The 17,985-nt window shown below is 41.7% G+C and carries 12 protein-coding genes; all 12 read left to right on the forward strand.

Annotation, left to right across the window (positions count from 1 at the left end):
* Window position 1: 1 nt before the first annotated feature.
* The 12 genes from FH749_07495 to FH749_07550 all read left to right on the forward strand — a co-directional run bounded on the left by FH749_07495 (window position 2) and on the right by FH749_07550 (window position 17,749).
* Window positions 2–2,167: a hypothetical protein gene (locus FH749_07495; GenBank protein MTI95318.1), complete on the forward strand. Its 2,166-nt coding sequence runs from the start codon at window positions 2–4 to the stop codon at window positions 2,165–2,167.
* A gap of 97 nt (window positions 2,168–2,264) precedes the next feature.
* Window positions 2,265–3,089: a glutamate racemase gene (gene murI, locus FH749_07500; GenBank protein ID MTI95319.1), complete on the forward strand. Its 825-nt coding sequence runs from the start codon at window positions 2,265–2,267 to the stop codon at window positions 3,087–3,089.
* Window positions 3,090–3,135: 46 nt separating this feature from the next.
* Window positions 3,136–5,214 carry an ATP-grasp domain-containing protein gene (locus FH749_07505; GenBank protein MTI95320.1) on the forward strand — a complete coding sequence of 693 codons (2,079 nt, stop codon included), beginning with the start codon at window positions 3,136–3,138 and terminating at the stop codon, window positions 5,212–5,214.
* Window positions 5,215–5,241: 27 nt separating this feature from the next.
* Complete coding sequence (locus FH749_07510; GenBank protein ID MTI95321.1) at window positions 5,242–8,559, forward strand: DUF362 domain-containing protein; 3,318 nt, start codon at window positions 5,242–5,244, stop codon at window positions 8,557–8,559.
* A 69-nt stretch (window positions 8,560–8,628) separates the two neighbouring features.
* Window positions 8,629–10,134 (forward strand): hypothetical protein, encoded by a 1,506-nt coding sequence (locus FH749_07515; protein MTI95322.1) that lies wholly within the window; start codon window positions 8,629–8,631, stop codon window positions 10,132–10,134.
* Between the two features lie 183 nt (window positions 10,135–10,317).
* Entirely contained in the window at window positions 10,318–11,097 is a 780-nt protein-coding gene (locus FH749_07520; GenBank protein ID MTI95323.1) for an ABC transporter permease, read from the forward strand.
* Window positions 11,098–11,157: 60 nt separating this feature from the next.
* On the forward strand, window positions 11,158–12,411 hold the full coding sequence (locus tag FH749_07525; GenBank protein ID MTI95324.1) for a hypothetical protein: 1,254 nt from the start codon (window positions 11,158–11,160) through the stop codon (window positions 12,409–12,411).
* Between the two features lie 43 nt (window positions 12,412–12,454).
* Window positions 12,455–13,963, forward strand: coding sequence for an ABC transporter ATP-binding protein (locus tag FH749_07530; GenBank protein MTI95325.1), 1,509 nt, complete (start codon window positions 12,455–12,457; stop codon window positions 13,961–13,963).
* Between the two features lie 122 nt (window positions 13,964–14,085).
* A complete protein-coding gene (gene galU / locus FH749_07535) occupies window positions 14,086–15,003 on the forward strand; it encodes a UTP--glucose-1-phosphate uridylyltransferase GalU (protein MTI95326.1) in 918 nt (305 codons plus the stop codon).
* Between the two features lie 30 nt (window positions 15,004–15,033).
* Window positions 15,034–15,507, forward strand: a complete 474-nt coding sequence (locus FH749_07540; protein MTI95327.1) for a small multi-drug export protein — start codon at window positions 15,034–15,036, stop codon at window positions 15,505–15,507.
* A gap of 25 nt (window positions 15,508–15,532) precedes the next feature.
* The gene (locus FH749_07545) at window positions 15,533–16,699 is read left to right on the forward strand and encodes a nucleotide sugar dehydrogenase (GenBank protein ID MTI95328.1); all 1,167 of its coding nucleotides are present in this window, start codon (window positions 15,533–15,535) and stop codon (window positions 16,697–16,699) included.
* A gap of 135 nt (window positions 16,700–16,834) precedes the next feature.
* The gene (locus FH749_07550; GenBank protein ID MTI95329.1) at window positions 16,835–17,749 is read left to right on the forward strand and encodes a LytR family transcriptional regulator; all 915 of its coding nucleotides are present in this window, start codon (window positions 16,835–16,837) and stop codon (window positions 17,747–17,749) included.
* Window positions 17,750–17,985 lie beyond the last annotated feature (236 nt).

Below are 17,985 nucleotides of genomic sequence, written 5' to 3' on the forward strand. Positions count from 1 at the left end.
AATGAGAAGAATAAATAGAATTGCTAAGTCTTACTATAAGGCGTTTCGTGTGTTATTGAAAAATAAAGATAAGCTAACAAAGCAATCTTCCGTAAAGGAAATCACTACACAACAAGCCAAGAATTTTGTGCTTACTTTTGGTGGTGACACAAATTTTAGAGATTTCGATGATTTTTCGCATAAAGATTTCGATTTTTTGCTCAGGGATAATGACTATTTTATTGTAAACCTTGAACCGTCCTTTGGAGATAAGTTTGATCGACATCTTCGCGCAGGGCGGACAGAATGTCTTCAACCTTTTGTAGAATCCTTGAAGGGATTAGGTGTAACTGCCGTAAGCCTTGCAAATGAAAGCTCTACCACTATTACCCCAGAAGCTCTTCAGATCACAAAATCTTATTTAGAGCAAGCAGGCGTTGTTTGCTTAGGCGCTGGTGTTAATAAGCAAGATGCCTCGTCACCTCTAAAAATCAAACTACAGGGCACTACTTCATGTCAAAATTTATACATCCTAACAGGGTTATGGGTTTCAAAACGTGATAGAGAAACGACAAAGGCCGTTTTTGCTGCCAAGGAAGCTGCCGGTGTGTACTCCTTGAATGTTGAAAAAACAGTTAAAAAAGTTACTTCTTTGAGAAAAGAAGACCCGGAAGCACTTATTATAGTCTTTCCTCATTGGCAAGGTTTTGAGGGAAAGAAGGTGCCATCCAAAGTTAAGAATATTTGCAATAAGTTTATCACGGCTGGAGCTAACTACGTTATTGGCCATGGTACACATTACTTGGATTACTTTGACGTAGTTGGCGATGGGGCAATATTCGGCTCAATAGGTGACTTTCTACGTAATTGTTCATTCTCGAGTAAAAAGCGCAATGTGTTACCGTTTAGTGGAGTTGTTAGGTTGGAAATTTGTGAAAAAGACAATGGATGGGCTATAAAACAAAAACTTTACCCTATTAGCACAGGGCAATCAAAACCTGGAAATGTAGACTACACAGACGCCAAAATTGTTCAGGCACACCTTGCTTCCGCAATTCAAGCAGGCATTAAGCAAGATGGTCTAGGGTATTATTTTTCTGGCGAAGCACACAAAGACTCTACTCCTGAAACAAGTGAAATTGTACCTAATAAACTTGTAAAAGCAATTCAACAAGGATTACAACAAAATGTATACTCGTCAGATGAGCGTTACAGTATTTACGATTTGCTCATGACTGAATTTAAGAAGTATGGTTATGAATGTACCATGGTAGATAAACTTATGACCGTAGAAATTAACGATAAGCAAGTAGCTTTTATAAAGACTGTTTCTTCAAAAACTTCAGCAGTGGCTTCAAGGGTTTTAAAGGATAAGAACTGTGCACGACAAGTTTTTCAACGAGCAGGTGTGAATATCGCAAAGGGGAAACTGTTTGATAGCTCTGACTTTTATAATGCTGTCTCTTATGCTATGACTTTCCCGGCATGCGTTGTTAAGCCTGTAAATGGCCGGAAAGGAAGGGCAGTCTCGGTGGATATTCGGAATGGAGTAGAATTCTATACGGCTTGGAATGCGGCCAGTACTTTTTCGAAAAGGGGAATCCTTGTTGAAGAATGTTTTGATGGGGGAATGGAAGGGCGATTTCTGGTTGTTAACGGAAAGTGTATTGCTGTATATGCTAAAGTGCCTCCAGCTATTATAGGCAACGGGAATAATACAATTGAAGAGTTAATAGCGCATAAAAATAAACTCCGTTCATCAAATCCCCATTTGCAACGCAGTCCGATTCAATTAAGCGAATATAGAATTCAATTTCTGAGAAAACAAGGATATGACTTAGATAGTGTTCCAGCTCAAGGCACCGCAGTGTATATTGACCTAAACTCTAATGTATCAGCTGGTGGGGATAGCTTTGATTTCACCGATGCAGTGCACCCTTCTTACAAAACCGTAGCTGAATTGGCAAGTTCTTCTGTACCTGGCCTTGATATAGCTGGAGTAGATATCATAGCAACCGACTTTACTCAAAAGGCTACTGAGACCAATTATATCGTAATCGAAGCTAATACAGAACCGGCTTTGGGTGGGCACCATTATCCTGTATATGGAACTCCAAGGAACGCTGCAAATGAAATCGTAAAATATATTTTACAGTCCGAAGGTATCGCATTAAAGTCTAATCTCTAGTTTTCAGCTATTTAAACGAAATGCTTGATGCTGAATAGTCAGGTTAGTCTTTTATAGAATGGTTGCACACTATTCGTGACCAGTAAAGGGGTCTTTTATGATAGAAAATTCGAAGGCAATAGGTGTGTTGGATTCTGGAGTAGGTGGCTTAGGGATAGTTAAGTATCTTAAAGAATTACTGCCTGGAGAAAATATTTTATATTACGCTGATACAGCGCATATGCCATATGGTTCTAAATCTGCAAGTGAGGTAAAAAATTTAGCCACAAATGGAATGAAATATTTATGTGCAAAGCATGAGCTTAAATTACTTATTGTTGCGTGTAATACGGCCACCGTAGCAGGCCTAGAATGTTATCGTAAGCATTTTCCTATGCCAGTTATTGGTGTAGTCAAGCCAGGAGTAAAAGCAGCAGTTTCTATAACGAAGAATAAAAAAATTGGTTTAATTGCTACAGTGGGTACGGTTAACAGTAACACTTACCCAAAGCTTATGGTTGAACTTGATCCATCGATAAAAGTTTACCAGATGCCTTGTCCCAAGCTTGCTGGGATAGTCGAAAATCAGGACTTTAACCAGGATGTAATATCTATTGCAAAATCATATCTATATCCTTTATTAAACAATGAGATTGATTCATTAATACTAGGCTGTACTCATTATCCTTCTTTATATCACATAATTCGACCTATTGTGGGGAAGAGCATGAATGTCATTGATCCCAGTTTTTTTACTGTTCGAGAAGTCTATGATTTTTTAACCCAATCACTGGGAAGAAACCCGCAGCGGGAAGGATATCAGATATTCTACGTCAGTGGCCAATCATGGAAATTTTATCAAATTGCACAAAAACTGCTAGGCTATCCAATAAATATTTCATCTATTCGACAAACCACTAGTGATTTTGCTTTATCTTTATAAGAATATGAAGCACAATCAAATCTATAAATTATAAGGGGGTATCTAGGTGAGACCAAATCAATATAAAGGGAAAAAATATAAACCGAAAAAACTTCTTGAGCGTAAATATACAAAGCTGGGACTCGACACAAAAAGAATCGGTAAATATGTTTTTGTGAATTTTGACGATAGATTAATGGTGTATGGCGGAGGGTCTTATTCAAGTAATAAAGGCCTTCTTGCTTCCCAAATTGCGAATAACAAAATCATTACAAAAAAAATCTTCAAAAAACATGGCATAAATGTACCCGAAGGCAAGGTATTCTCTGAAGATAAAAAGGAACTTGCAAAGAAATATCTATGCAAATTTGATAAAGCGGTGATTAAGCCAGTTGATGGGCGCAAAGGAAAAGGCGTCACTCTAGGTGTATTGCCAGCTAATTTCGATAAAGCATGGAATTATGCGATTGATAATTCGAAGTCTAAAAGAATTATTGTTGAAGAGATGTTTGAAGGAATTTATACACGTTTCTTGGTCGTAGATGGGAAATGTGAAGCCGTATTAAAAGTATCTGAACCAAATGTTGTTGGGAATGGTAAGGATTCTATTGAGACATTAATCGAAAAAAAGAATAAAATTAGATCTTTAAATCCCCATCTAAAAAGAGGGTTGATTCAGGTTGATGAGCATAGGATTTCAATACTGAAAGAACAAGGATATAAGCTAAAAAGTATACCTAAGAAAGGTAAGTATGTAAGAATTGATAAAAAGGCAAATTGTGCAGCAGGGTCAGATTCTAGTGATATTACTAACGAGGTACATCCTCAGTTTAAAAAAATAGCAGAACTTGCAACGCAGGTTATTCCTGGGCTAGATGTTGCGGGTTTAGATTTTCTTATTAAGGATCCTACGCAGGTTCCTACCAGTGATAATTACGTAGTTATTGAGAATAACGGTCAGCCTGTACTGGCTGGGCATATGTTTCCATTTTATGGAGAACCAATTAAGATTGTTGATATTATAGCAGATAAAGATTTGAGGAGAGTTAATGCTTTAAAAACCTTTGAGATGGCTAATGGCAACACTAAACAATGCTTCACATCCGGAGGAATAGCCGGAGATAAAGAGTTTAACAAGAACAATTACGAAGAGAAACTAAATGATGGTGAATTAATAGAGACTGAGTTTGCTAGACGTGGGTTTAAACCGTTGAAAGTCGCTGCTTATAATCTTTACAAGATATCAAATCAATGGATAGGATTCCATCAAGCAATTAGTTCAAATTTATCTCTGATTAGCACCAAACTAGTAAAGAATCTATATTGGCGCAAAAATATTTTTGAACAAACCGAAGTTAAAATAAAGACAAGCTGTATATTTAAATTAGACGATAGAGAAGGAGCCGAAAATTACTGGCGCTCCCTAGATAACCCTTTAATGAAGTTTGAAACTGGCAAAGTTGTTCGGGTTACAAACGAGAATGAAGGTAACTTTAAGCTAACCTGGGAAGATGCCCTAGAGAAAAGTAAGTCATTGGTGGGAAAAGGGGTCTTGATTGAGGAGCAATTTTGCAGAGGTAATAAAGCTAAATATCTTGTTGTAGATAACCAGTGCGTGGCTGTGTGCCTATATGAACCTGTAAAGATCGTCGGGAATGGGCAAGATAGCATCTTCTCCTTGGTTCATGAGGATCTCACAAAAATCTGCCACACCAAAGAGGTTAAAATTAGCGAGTCAGATGCTTTATGTGTTGTAAACAATACAGTTTTTAACCTTGGCTATGATAGAGATTATATACCTCAATTTGGCCAAGAGATAGTATTTTATTATGAATGTGAAGACTACGATATTCAAGATAGTTATTCCATCTATGAATACACAAACCCATATTTAATCGAGATAGCTGAAAGTGCTTCAAAAATTTTGCCTGGACTTGACATTATAAGTGTCGACATCTATTCCGACAATCACTTCGGTAAGAATAGTATTCCTAACTATGTTGTAGAAGACATTAATACTTCGCCAAATATCTGTAACTACCAGTATCCAAGTTATGGTAAAGAAAATGATGTGGCAAAAAATATTGTTGATTACATTATGCATCGGGCATATCGAGACAAATTAGTTCGGGAGATGATGGATTAACTTTTGAGTTTCAGAAAGGGGCAGCCTATGAGTAAGGTCTACTTTAAGCGCGTTAGTAATAACTCCATAGACGAAGTTAGCCTTTCAGCAAAATTAGTCCTAAAAAAGTTAATAGAGGTAGAGAGATGTATATTTTCTCACTTTACCCCTATCAAAGTTACTTTTGGCGAGAAAGGTAACAAGACATTTGTTCCGCCTTCAGGTTATGATGGTATTATCGATTATTTGCACAAGCAAAATGTCAGAACGGCTTATATCGAAACAAACGTTCTTTACAGAGGTTCAAGGACTACGACAGAAAACCACATTAAATTGGCGTTGGAACATGGCTTTTCCAGAATACCTGTAATTATTGCTGACGGCCAAGTAGGCGAAGAATACGAACAGATAGAAATTAATAAAGCATTTTATAAGCATTGTAAAATTGCTAAAGGTTTCTCGGATTACAATCAATTTATTGTTGCAAGCCATTTTAAGGGGCACCATCGGACAGGCTTTGGTGGGGCAATTAAGCAATTAGGTATGGGATTCGCTTCCAGGCCAGGCAAGATGGAACAACACACTGATTTTACACCATTAATAAGAAAAAATAGATGTACAGCGTGTGGGGTGTGTGCTAAGCAATGTGATTTTGACGCTATTTCCATACAGGATGTTGCTGAGATTGACCCAATAAAGTGCGTTGGGTGTGCGGGCTGTATCGCTTTTTGTCCAACAAAAGCAATACGAAATAGCTGGAAGGGTTCTAATTTTATTGAGAAGCTCTCGGAGTATGCCTTTGCTGCTCAATTAAATAAAGACAATGTATACATCAACTTCTTAATCAACATAACCGAACATTGTGATTGTAAAGGTAGAAAGCTTCCTTTGGTAATGGATGACATAGGAGTACTTGCTTCGTTAGATCCTGTGGCTATTGATGCAGCTTCGTTAGATATTGTTCAAAAGGAATCCGGCAAACAACTGTTTGATAAAGGCAGAAAAACATTACAGTACTCAGAGAGTATAGGACTGGGTAGTTCCAAGTATGATTTAGTCGAACTTGGTGTCAAGCAGACTTCTAAGTTTGCAGGGTTGCCCAAACGTTGTGCATCAAAACTGATTGAGAAAACCAGCAGTTTGATTTCCCCTTTCGAGAAATTCCATGAGACTCAAATTAACAAGGCATCTAGTACCACTGAATCAGGTAGGAAATTTATTATTACTTTTGCCGGCGATACAAGCCTTGGTGATAATTATATAAGAAAAATGAAAAAACCGTCTCTAAGCAATCGATTGGAAAAGAATCCTCTATCATTTTTTAACAATGTTCATCCTGTTATCAAAGACAGCGATTACTTTATTCTCAACTTTGAAAGTGTCTTAGCCGATAAACCGAAGAAATATTTGGAGGGAAAACAATTCCCGAACTGGGACAGCCCAGAACGGACTTTAGATGTATTTAAACGTTTGGGAGTTAAAGCTGTCAGTATGGCCAACAACCATGCAATGGACTTTGGCCCCAGCGTTATGCTAGAAACAAAACGTCGTTTCGAAGAAGCGGGAATAAGCTGTTTTGGTGCTGGCGCAGATCACTTAGAGGCTTCAAAACCACTAAAAATTACTCTTACAGGTAAGACCAGTTCAGTAAATGTCTATGTTTTTACTGGTATGCGTGCTTCCAAACGTTATCGTGATGACTATGGGTTTTTCGCAGGCAGTAATACGCCTGGTGTAAACTGGTTAGGTGTGAAACAAATAATCCATAGCATTAAACGTCTGAGAAGAAAAGATCCCAAATCATTGATTATTGTTTGTCCCCATTGGCAAGGAGTCGACTATAGACCTGTTAAACCGAAAATGAAGAAGAAGTGTCAGCAACTCGTTGAGGCAGGGGCAAATTTTGTGTTTGCCAGTGGTACACATATGCTGAGCAATGTTGAGCGGTGGGGAACAGGAATAATTTGTTACTCAATTGGTAACTTTGTGTTTAATTCTAGCGGGCGATATGCAAAGTTTAATGCTCCCCCTTATAGTCTCCTTGTGAGAATGGAAATTTTAGAAACAGATAAGGGTTGGCGAGCAACTCCTGTGTTTTACCCCATTATTACGGATAATGCGTCCACTGATTTTCACGTCCAATTACTAGATGATTCAAGCGCAAGTGGTTTCAATCCAGCTTTAATCGGGCAGGGTGCGAAAAAGAGAAAACATAATGGGCATACCGGATTTTGGTTGGATGAATTAGACGAGTCAACTTTACACGACTATATATTGGGAAATACAAGTTTAAACAAGCTTGATTTTAACGACGAATTTGTATTGGAAGATCAGATAAATCAGCTTGAGAATCTGCATGATCAACTCGATTTACAGTTCCATGCTTATTATGATTATTTATTCAGAAGTAAGTTACTCAAAACTCGCAACGAGAAGTCTCGCAGTTATTTTGAGGCATTATCAGGAGCTGTTAAACGAGACTATGTTAGCCATTACATTTTAAGGAAGTTTGAAAGAAGTAAAGTTAGCTTACCCACTACGATATCGTTTAGGGACATAATGGTGGAGAATTCCAGCATCCGTCGTTTAGGTTGCCCTGATTATGCATGGAAGCTTGATAAAAAAAATACTGCATATAAGTTTGCTGATAGTATTGGACTGCGCAGACCAACAACCGATAACAACGTCTATCGCTTAGAGGATATACAACCACAGAGTGGTCCAGTAGTACTAAAACCTGTCAAAGGCACAGGTTCCATGGGTGTGTATCTTATCTTCACTAAGGATATTATTTTTTCTGTCCGGGATGGAATTTGGTTGAAGAGTTGGACAGAGGCAATAAATGATGCTATGAAGAAATGGCAGCAACGTAAGTTGGGTAAAAATACACTTTTGACCAAAGATGAATGGATGTTGGAAGAGCTCATCTTAAAGGAAAAAGGGGCGACCATGCCAGCATCTGATCTTAAGTTTTATTGTTTTTACGGCGAGGTGCTGTTAGTCGTGGAGATTGATCGTGCGTCGCAGTTCGGGAAGTTTTGTTATTGGGACTCAGACATGAATTTGGCTGATACCGGCAAATTCGGAGATAATCAATTCAATGGTGTTGGATTCGATAAAGAACACCTAGAGGTAGTGAAGAAAGTGAGTCTGGAAATACCCGCTCCCTTTGTTAGGATTGATATGCTTAATGGTTACGATGGACTGGTATTGGGTGAATTTACCCCGCGGCCAGGTAAGTTCCAAAATTTTAATGATAAATGGGACCGTAAACTGGGTGAGGCCTATCGCAGGGCTGAAGGTCGTATACAGACTGATTTGCTATCTGGTAAAACTTTTGATGCTTACACGAGTGTTTTTAAGTAGCAGATCAGTTTAATTTCGACTATATGACTTCTACAGCGCAAAATTTTGTTTTAAGGGAGTGAGCGCTAGATGAAAATTAAACGGATGTTTAAGGTTGCATATTATAAGGCACTTTGTGACTTGCTAGGTTCGAAAGATAAAGATTCAAACGTTGTGAAACGTTTCTACCAATTGGTTCCCGGCAAGGAGGCGGTGCATGTCTTCATTACGGGAAAGGTTACGGGGGTAGGTTACCGAAAGTGGTTGAGGCGAGAGTCGAAGAAACGTAAAGTCGATTGTTGGGTCCGCAATAAAGACAGAAACACAGTAGAAGCCGTGCTAATAGGACAAGGCCGAAAATTAGATGCGCTTGTTGATGCCGCCAACATGGGGCCAAAAAGAGCACAAGTTGATACCGTTAGACCTAAGTGGTTCCGTAAATCTTCTGAAGGGTTAGTTGGCAAAGCTGCAGCCGACAGCAATGGGGATTTAAAGGACGTTCTGCTTGGCAAGATAGGTTTAAGCAAAATTGACTTTAATGATGAAAATGTCCTCCGTAATCACATTGTACAGCTTGATGAATTACACCAGCACATTGATGAGCGGTTTAAGAGTTTTTATGATAAGCTATTCAGAAGTAAACCTCTAAAGACTCGTAGAGCTGAGTCCCGACAATTATATGAGAGGCTGGCTGCTATAGTTAAGAAGGATTATATTAGCCATTACACTCTTAGAAAGTTTGAAAGAAGCAAGGTAAATATTTTAAAGACAATTTCTTTCCGAGATATCATGGTAGAAAACTCAACAATTCGTCGTTTGGGATGTCCTGAGTACGCCTGGAAACTTGACAAAAAAAATATTGCATATCGATTTGCTGACGAGATTGGTTTGCGGCGACCTGCCTCGGATTCCAAAGTTTACAAACTATCAGATGTTGAACCTCAAAGCGGGCCTATTGTTCTTAAGCCGGTGAAAGCTACAGGTGCTATGGGCGTCTATCTGATCTTTGCGAAGGATAGAATATACTCAGCCAGGGATGGAATCTGGATGCGGTGTTGGGCTGAAGTTATTGATGATGCTGCCAGTAAGCTGGACAAACGTGCCCAGGGGAAGAACTCCTTGATGACAAAAGATGAGTGGATGTTAGAGGAACTAATTGTTGATCCGGATAATCCCAAAGTGCCGGCATCTGATTTAAAATTCTACTGTTTTTACGGTGAAGTTTTATTAATTCAAGAAGTAAACCGTGAGAGACATTATGGTAAAGTATGCTTCTGGGATCAGGATTTAATCGCTGTAAAAACGGGCAGGTATGATGACAAACTCTTCCAGGGATCTGGCTGCTTGCCGGAACATATGGAGACCGTCAAAAAAATCAGTTTACAAGTCCCTGCACCGTTTATTCGTATCGATATGCTTAAGGGGAAAGAGTTAGTCCTCGGAGAGTTTACCCCAAGGCCCGGTAAATTCGATGCTTTCAACGATGAGTGGGATCGTAAATTTGGTGTCGCCTATCGAAAGGCCGAGGCTCGAATTAAAAGCGACTTGTTGAATGGAAAAGGATTTGACGCGTTCAAAAAAACCTTCCGGGTCTAATTCTACTACGGCTCAATTTAAGTGACTGTTGCTTCCGGGGTCTAGAACGAAAACTTGAAGATTGTGTCTCTTTTACAGTAATCTCATAACAATAGTTGGCACTTACTTTGTATGTTTTGTTCCCAATTGTTTGGTATAATAGGCTTTATAATGGGACAAGTCATAGGAAAGATGGTGTATCACATGAAGAAATATCTCCAGGAGATGTATCGCAGAAAAGATCTCCTTGTTTATCTTGTTTTTTCCGGACTGAAGGCGGAGCACCGGAACAGCTTCCTTGGGTATTTCTGGTGGGTGCTCGACCCACTGCTTCGCGTCGCAATATATTATTTTCTGGTTGGGATACTCAGAGGTAGAGCTGAGGGCTTTGATTTCGTCGGCTTCTTGGTAATTGGCCTGATGGGTTGGCGCTGGACTGCTTCAACTATGAGCAGGTCTGCTAAAGCAATAACCGGTAAGGCTGGAATAATATCAAAGGTGTATCTGCCAAAGCTCATATTCCCTATCGGCACGACTTTTACACAAATGGTCAATTTTTGTTTTAGCCTGAGTATTATTGCCTTGTATCTGATCATTTCCCAGACAATTCCCGGAATGAACCTTATTTGGTTGCCGTTTATTATGTTAATCCAGTATGTATTCCTACTGGCCATTAGTATGGTTTTAAGCTATTCTGCAGTCTTTATTCGGGATATTGAAAACCTGTTGCGCCATATTACAAGGCTCTGGTTTTACAGCTCACCAGTCATCTGGGAACATGGGCGTTTGGGACCGGACTACCAATGGTTTGTTGACCTGAACCCGATGGCATCGATTTTAAATAGCTATCGTAATATTTTCTTGTATGATGCCGCACCGATGTTCAATAAGCTGCTTATTATCGGGGGCATATCTTTGGTTGTTGTAGTTGTAATGACCTACTACTACAGTCGTAACGAGCACAAAATGATAAAGCTACTTTAGAGGAATTGGGCCATCAGGGAGCAATCCGTATTTGTGAGCAATTTTGGGGTGGGATTTACAATGAAAAATCAGATCTATCCAGTCAAACCAATAAGCTTTAAGTTAGGTGGCGCCGAGTCCTCGGAAATAGCACAGTATCTTCATGCGATGTATTTCAAGCATCGTCTGGAGTATCTCAATAAGTGTAAGAAAATCCCTGGCAGCAGTCTTGTTCGCTCCTGGAATTGGTACTACAAAGAGGTCTTGCTTGAATCTATCCATCGCGTTTCCAGAAGCGGAAGAAGAATAAAAAAGGTTTATGGCATTCCACTCACAAAGCAATTTCTAGACATTATCAAAATGTCTCTTTCGTTACCTGCCCGTCCCCAGGAGTACTACATTTTCGACTTGTTCAAGCAACCAAACAGAGAAGTAGCACGGGAGTATATCTTTCGACATGAAGTTAAAAACGTGCTGTATAAAATGTTAATCAATACCCCAAAGATAGCTAAGAAATCGCCCCTTACCAACAAAGGCAGATTTGCCCGTAAAGCACTGCGTAATGGCCTTGCGATAGCACCTACAATCTGCACTATTAATAAGGGTAAGGTAAAGTACTACAATGAACACTCGCCCCAGGGAGATGTGTTCGTCAAGACTTTGAGTGGCCGTGGAGGTAAAGGCGCAGACCTCTGGCAGTACGATCAGGAGACAAATTTATTTACCCATAGTAAGGTCAAAGGTAAATATAAGTTAGAAGATGTTTTAGAGCTCTATTCCAAAAAGAGCAAAAAGGAATCCTATATTTTTCAGCAGAAGGTATCTAACCATCCAGACCTGTCTGAGATAGCATGTAATGCTCTATCAACTTGTAGAATTGTCACCATGCTAAACGAAAACGATCAACCCGAAGTTGTGACTGCTGTATTAAGGATGGCAGCTAGAGCCGATAGCATCGTTGATAATATTCATCGAGGCGGCATTGCAGCTCCGATTGATATAATAGATGGACGTTTGGGGAAGGCAACGAATCTCGGTGTGGTTGACCGCGTCGAACGCCTCTCCAACCATCCTGTTTCCGGTGCGAAAATTGAAGGGCGTGAGCTGCCATTCTGGCCTGATGCCATTAGCGCAGCGCTGCATGCTCATGAAGTTTTTCGTCCCCGAGTAATTATCGGCTGGGATATTGCGATTACTGCATTCGGTCCTGTCATAATTGAAGGGAATGCACAACCATGTGTAGATTTAATCCAACGCCCTTACGACAAACCGCTGGGAAATTCTCGTTTCGGTGAGTTATTGGCATACCATCTCCGTAAACTCAACTTCGGCTAGGCGCCAAGGCACCTACCAGATTAAACAATAAAGGCGTGGTTCGATGAAACTTCAGGCAAATGCTGAACCAGCAAAAAACTATTCTGTCATAGCAAAAGATTTGGGGATAAAATATCTAGCTGGCCGAAAAGGCGAAGATTTAAAATCCCTGGTCCTCAACCCCCGCGTTCGAAGCGGTGTATTTTGGGCACTCAGGCAAGTGGATTTTTCCTGCTTTGCCGGGGACGTAGTGGGGATTATCGGGTCCAATGGTGCAGGAAAAACTACGCTTTGTCGCGTAATCTCTAACTTACTTCGGCCAGATGAAGGGTCAATGACTGTCAAGGGGGAGGTTTCCGCCCTCCTATCTATGGGGACTGGGTTTAACCATGGGTTATCGGGAAAAGACAACATTTTTCTCAATGGGATGATGCTTGGATTCTCAAAAAAAGAGATAACAAAAATGTACGATGACATCGTTGAGTTCTCCGGCCTGCATGAGTTTATTAACCAACCTATAAAAAAGTATTCTTCAGGTATGCGTTCCCGGTTAGGCTTCAGTATTGCCACAATGCTTAACCCTGAAATTCTGGTTTTAGATGAGGCGTTAAGTACTGGTGACGCTGATTTTAAAGCACGGGCGATGCAAAAAACCAAAGAACTTGTTGCCAACGCGAAAATAGTGATTATTGTTTCGCACAATATAGATTTTATCGCTAAAAACTGCTCAAAAGCCGTGTGGATTGACAGGGGGCGGGTAATGGCCCATGGCGAACCCGCCGAGGTTTGCGACAAATACCGTGCAATGGTAGCGGAAAAGCGGCTCAAGAAGCCGCCCAAGCGTTTGCGCTTGCGTAAAACCGAGACCCTGCCTGGTGACGAAATAGTGATTGAAGCTAAAGACCTCGGCCTCAAGTACAATTTGGATGGGAAAGATTTTTGGGCATTGAGACATTGCAATCTGGCTGTCAAAGAGGGAGATATTCTTGGGGTCATTGGCCATAATGGCGCCGGAAAATCTACACTTTGCAAATTGATTAGTGAGATTCTTAAACCTGATGAAGGCTCAATCAGTGTAAAGGGTAACATCAATGCTCTACTCAGTTTGGGATCTGGGTTCAACCGGCAGTTGTCCGGGAGAGATAATATTTTTCTCAATGGTTTGTTGCTGGGGATCCCCAAAAAAGAGCTGGAGTATCTTTATGATGATATTGTCGAGTTCTCCGGGCTGGAGAAATCGATTCATCTGCCAGTAAAGAACTACTCCAGCGGTATGGTATCCCGGCTTGGGTTTAGCATTGCTGCTATGTTGGAGCCAGATATCTTTATCATTGATGAAGCTTTGTCAGCTGGCGATATGTCCTTTTATGAGCGGGCAAGTGAGCGGATTCAGGAAATGGTGAAAAGCGCCAAAGCGGTTGTGATTGTTACTCACAGCATGAAGTTTGTGCAGAATGTTTGTACCCGAGCTGTCTGGATGAAGCAGGGCAATATAATTCAAGAAGGTAATCCCGGGGAAATCATTGAGATGTATAGACAGGATGTTCGCCAAGCTAGAGCGAAGATGAAGTAAATATGGCTAGCCCTCTCCTGTTTTTGGGGAGGGTTTGCTTCTTCATTTAGCATTCAATAGGTGTTGATTGCGTGTTATAATGGTTAAAGTTATATCTATCAATTTGCTAAGGGGGCAAGGCGATGAAAGTACGTAAAGCAATCATTCCTGCCGCAGGGCTTGGCACCCGGTTCCTGCCGGCCACAAAAGCTCAACCCAAGGAAATGTTGCCTATTGTCGACAAGCCTGCTATCCAGTATATCGTTGAGGAAGCAGTGGCTAGTGGCATCGAAGAAATCTTGATTGTAACCGGCCGCAACAAGGGGTCCATGGAAGATCACTTTGACCGCAATATTGAGCTAGAGCTGGCTCTTAAAAACAAGGACGATGATGAGCTGCTCTCTTTAACTAATACAGTCGACGACAGGGTTACAATTCATTATGTTCGGCAAAAGACACCCCTAGGTTTGGGACATGCCGTTGGCTGCGCCAGGACATTTGTGGCCGATGAGCCGTTCGCTGTGCTTTTGGGTGACGATATTGTGGACAATCCTGTGCCCTGTACCAAGCAATTGATAGATATTTATGAGCAGTGCCAGTGCACAGTCCTGGGAGTGCAGGAAGTGGCCCGGGAAGCCGTAGATAAATATGGTATATTAAAAGTGCAGTCGGTTGAGGGTAGCTTGTATAGGGTCGAAGATCTGGTGGAAAAGCCGGCTGTTGAAGAAGCCCCTTCCCACATTGCTCTGCTTGGCCGCTATGTAATTACTCCGGAAATATTTGCGGCGTTGGAGAAAACTGTGCCGGGGAAGCAGAATGAAATTCAACTTACTGACGCGCTGCGGATTCTAGGAAGGTTTCAGGACATCTACGCTTACCATTTTGCCGGCAAACGATATGATGTCGGGAACAAGCTGGGGTTCCTGGAAGCCACAGTAGAGTTCGCCCTCAAACGACCGGATCTTGCAGGGCCATTTCGGGAGTATTTAGCACAGCTGATGAAGACACCACTTGCTCAGGCGGAGGTTGCTGTGTCAAAGGGAAAAGATCCAGGGAAATAGATATGTTATGTTGGACTCAGGGGGTAATTCATGACCTGGTTGTTGGAAGTAGTTACATTAGAAATTAAGGTTTTATTCATTTCAATGCTGCCTGTTATTGAGTTGCGGGGCGGGATTCCCTTTGGTGTTGCCATGGGGTTGTCACCGGTACATGCCACTTTGTTAGGGATTTTTGGCGGCATTGTTCCCGTACCCTTTATTTTGCTAATGATTCGCCCGTTTCTTGAGTTTTTGCATGCAAGGAATATTTTCCGGTCTTTGATATATAAGCTGACTCATACTACAATTAAAAATAAATCCCGGATCCAGAAATATGGTTTTTGGGGAATTATTTTAGTCGTGGCAATTCCGCTGCCCGGGACAGGAGTGTGGTCTGGTAGTTTTGCGGCAGCGCTTCTTGATTTACGGATCAAGCGGGCCTTGCCGGCAATATTTATTGGGAATGCGATTGCAGGACTCATATTCTTTATTATTACCTATGGCGCGTCGATTGGGCTTGGGTAAAGTCTGATTAATGGAGGGAAGCGTTATGAAGATAGCTGTGGTTGGTACTGGGTATGTTGGGCTTGCCAATGCCGTCTTGCTGGCCCAACATAATGAAGTGGTGGCTTTGGATATAGACGCATCCAAAGTAGATATGATTAATCAGGGCAGGTCGCCAATTGCTGATACGGAGATAGAGGATTATCTTGCTAACAAATCGTTGAACCTTGTGGCGACGACTGATAAACACGCCGCTTATCATGGCGCCAAGTATGTAATTATCGCTACTCCCACAGATTATGATCCGGACACGAATTACTTTAATACCAGCAGCGTGGAATCGGTGATTGAAGATGTTTTAGCGATTAATTCCGATGCAAGAATGATAATTAAGTCTACGGTTCCGGTAGGCTATACAAAAGAAATTAAAGAGCGGTTTGAAGCGAATAATATTATCTTCTCGCCGGAGTTTCTGCGCGAAGGTAAAGCTCTCTACGATAACCTGTACCCCTCTCGGATTATTATCGGGGAGAAATCGGAGCGGGCAAGGGAGTTTGCTGATTTGTTACAGCAAGGTGCATTAAAAGAGGAGATTCCTGTATTACTTATTGAGTCTACGGAAGCAGAGGCAGTAAAACTCTTCTCCAACACCTACTTGGCAATGCGTGTTGCCTATTTCAATGAACTGGATACTTATGCAGAGCTCAAGGGATTGGATGCCCGGGAAATAATTGAGGGGGTCGGCTTAGACCCCAGGATAGGCTCCCATTACAACAACCCTTCCTTTGGTTATGGGGGGTACTGCTTGCCCAAGGACACCAGGCAATTGTTGGCCAACTATGTAGGCGTGCCCAACAATCTTATTGGCGCTATCGTTGATGCAAATGAAACCAGGAAACAGCATATTGCCAGAATGATTCTTGATAAGCAGCCAAAGGTTGTCGGTATTTACCGCCTGACCATGAAGACCGGCTCGGATAACTTCCGTGCTTCGGCTATCCAGGGGGTTATGGAGTATATCCGGAAGGCCGGGGTTGACGTGGTAATATATGAACCTGGGGTTTGGGAAGCAAGCTTCAACGGCTACAAAGTTGTTCGGGGCCTGGATGAATTCAAACAAGTAGCAGATATAATTGTTTCCAACAGACTAGCTTCTGAACTTGAAGATGTTGCAGCTAAAGTATATACCCGGGACATATTTAACCGGGATTAATCTGGGGCTGTCGCACTAGCGGCCTCTGAAAACTTGAGTTAGATACGTTTAACAATTATTTTACGGTACAGACAAGCAGGAGTTGGGGTGCTATAATTCTTCTAATAGACATGGGAGAGGACGGAAGATGCGTCTATGAAAAAGATACTCTATAGCTTTATAGCGGGATTACTAATATTCGCACTCTGGTTTGCCGGTTCACTGTATATGGATATTCGGGAGATTTATCGGGACCGGGATGATGATTATGACTTTGCTGACGACTATGATGAAGAAATACCGGAGCCGCCGGAATTGGACTCCTTTTCCTTGGCTGATCCAGGTTTCATCGCCGACCCTGAGCGGGTGAACATTCTTCTGATCGGCGTCGATGGTGACGCCAGCGCCCGGGCGCCGCGCAGCGATTCGATAATGCTTTTCAGCGTCAATAAGAAAACCGGTGACCCGGTTTTAATTTCCATTCCCCGGGACACCTATGTGCAAATACCAGGTAGACGGGCGGATAAAATAAACCACTCCCATGCCTTTGGCGGTGCTGCGTTACTTCGGGAGTCGGTATCTGGGTTCATGGATGTGCCGGTAGATTATTATCTCAGGGTAAACTTTGACGGCTTTAAAGGGATTGTGGACATGCTTGGCGGGGTAAATATCTATGTTGAGCGGGATATGCCCAACCGGAAGCTCTGGAAGGGGCAGCAGGTTCTGACTGGGGAACAGGCTCTTTGGTATGTGCGAGACCGGGAAGATGGAGATTTAAATCGAGCCGCACGCCAACAACAGTTTCTGGTTGCTGTTGCAAAGCAGGCACAGTCTGCGCCTTTTACCCAGTTTTCACCTTTGATTCGTGAAGGGGTTAAGCATGTGGACACTGACATGCCAATGATGACTTTGCTGGATTTTGCCCAGCAGTTTTGGAATATGGACCCTGATGCGGCGAATAGGTACGTTATTCCGGGAAGCGGGTTTATGCATGAGGGAGTTTATTACCTGCAACCGGATATTGAGGTGGCCAGGACATTTGTAAACAAAAATCTGAAGGTGCCCAAGTAGATAGAGAGTTCGCTCCCCTCATGTGAGGGGAGTTTTTATTTTGGAGGGAAAAACAGTCACTTGTCGAATTTAATTGTTTTTGCTGAACCATATAGCCCAAAAGTTGACTGTATTGCCTGTCCAACAACTGCTAGGTATAATGACCTTATCTTATGAAAGGAAAGGACGCCCCGTTAGCGTGCTACCCATTACAGCAGCACCAGGGCGTCCCAACTCAAAAACCATGGTCATTATAT

Source organism: Bacillota bacterium (assembly GCA_009711825.1).
Lineage (GTDB): Bacteria > Bacillota > Proteinivoracia > UBA4975 > VEMY01 > VEMY01.